Origin of the sequence: Stenotrophomonas sp. PS02298 (genome assembly GCF_029959445.1) — a bacterium.
GTDB lineage: Bacteria > Pseudomonadota > Gammaproteobacteria > Xanthomonadales > Xanthomonadaceae > Stenotrophomonas.
The window spans coordinates 1-1,721 of record NZ_JASCOR010000307.1 but is presented as its reverse complement, the minus strand read 5'-3'; the positions used below and the strand labels follow the sequence as shown (position 1 = coordinate 1,721).

Below are 1,721 nucleotides of genomic sequence, written 5' to 3'. Positions count from 1 at the left end.
GTGCCGAGCCATGCTCGGCAGGGGCTTTACCGGTAGAGACTCAGCCGAGCATGGCTCGGCTCTACAGGGGCATTCCCGGGATTGCCTGAAAGCCAACCCTCCCCTACGCCTCCGGCGCAAGGGAGGGGGCAGAAGCGCCCAACAAGCAGCCCTTGTCCCGCAATTGCTCCAGCATCGCCGCGCCATTGCTGACGAAAGCAGCATCCGCCGGTGTACCTGCCTCGGCCGCCAACGCCCTCAGCTGCTCAAGCCCACTGAGCTCGGGAAACTGCTCCAGCCTTTCCAGCAACCGGTACAGCATCGGCGAAAGTTCGGAGAACACGATGTTTCCATGAGTCTCGCGCCGGGCCAGCAACAACGTCGGCTGTAACGGTGGCTCACTGGGCTGATATTCCAGACCAATCCGATGCACCGGCCACTGGTAGGCCAGTGCCCGGCAGCAGGGTGAACAGGCCAGGCTGGCAGCCAGCAGGTCACCATCAGGATCATGCGTAGGCGCCGGCTCGTCGCTGATCTTCAGCGCCAGTTCGATCCATTCGTAATGCGCCAGTTCCAGCAACCAGGGCGCTTGCGGATCGACCGGCCGACTGTCCAGAAAGGCAATGAACTCCTGGCCGATCTCCGGGAACAACGGCGTGTGAGCTCGATGCTCGCGACAGAAGTCGCGCACCAGCTGTGGCCAGTGCGATTCACCCAAGGTGCGCGCGATCACCGGAAAGTTGGCGGCCAGCAGGCTCAGGATAGTGTTGAAGTACAGCTCGCGATATACCTGCATACGCGTGTCGTCGATACCTGCCGGAGCAGGCTGTTGCAACGGGTCGCGCAGGTGTGCGGCAAAGCGCAGCTGCAGTTCGCGCAAGGAATCAGCCATGGGCGGCCTGCTGCAACTGGCGGATACGCGTCAGTTCTTCCAGCAGCTCAGGCAACGGCGGGAAGTTGAAGTCGCGTTCCAGCAGGGTGGGGCGCACGCCATGCATGGCGTAGGCATCGGCCAGCAGTGCCCAGACATCGCCCTTGACCGGCATGCCATGGGTGTCGATCTTCAGGTCTTCGGCTTCGTCGTGATGGCCGGCAACGTGGTAACTGGCAATGCGTTGCGAGGGCAGGCGTGCAAGAAAGTTGCGGGCGTCATAGCCATGGTTGATGGCATTGACGTAGACATTATTGACGTCCAGCAGCAGGTCGCAATCGGCCTCGTCCAGCACGGCATTGATGAACTCCACCTCATCCATGTCCGCTCCAGGTACAGCGTAGTAGGAGGCATTTTCCACGGCGATGCGACGGCCCAGGATGTCCTGTGTCTGGCGGATGCGCGCGGCCACATGGCGCACGGCTTCATCGGTGAACGGCAGCGGCAGCAGCTCGTAGAGATGGCCGTCATCCGTGCACCAGCTCAGGTGCTCGCTGTAGAGGGCGACCTGGTGCTGGTCGAGGAAGCGCCGCGTGCGTGCAAGGAATTCCAGGTCCAACGGGGCAGGGCCGCCCAGCGACAGCGACAGGCCATGGCAACTCAGCGGATGTTGCTGCGACAGTGCGGACAGCGCTTCGCCCAGACTGCCGCCAACCCCGATCCAGTTATCCGGGGCGCATTCGAGAAAATCGAATGCGCCGGCCGGTGCAGCCTGCAAGGCGTCGAGCAGCGAGCGCCGCAGGCCCCGGCCCGCGCGGGCCGGGGGGGGCCGGCGCGGGGGGGGGGGGGGTGTTGGATAAACAGAACCGAG

General features: G+C 63.7%; 2 protein-coding genes. Both read right to left on the bottom strand.

Annotated features, from left to right (window positions below; translation table 11 throughout):
* Positions 1 to 103: 103 nt before the first annotated feature.
* Positions 104 to 871 (bottom strand): putative DNA-binding domain-containing protein, encoded by a 768-nt coding sequence (locus QMX78_RS21310; protein ID WP_282273437.1) that lies wholly within the window; start codon positions 869 to 871, stop codon positions 104 to 106.
* On the bottom strand, positions 864 to 1,721 hold an 858-nt coding region (locus tag QMX78_RS21305), incomplete at its 5' end, for a DUF692 domain-containing protein (protein WP_282273434.1). The genes QMX78_RS21305 and QMX78_RS21310, both read right to left, overlap by 8 nt.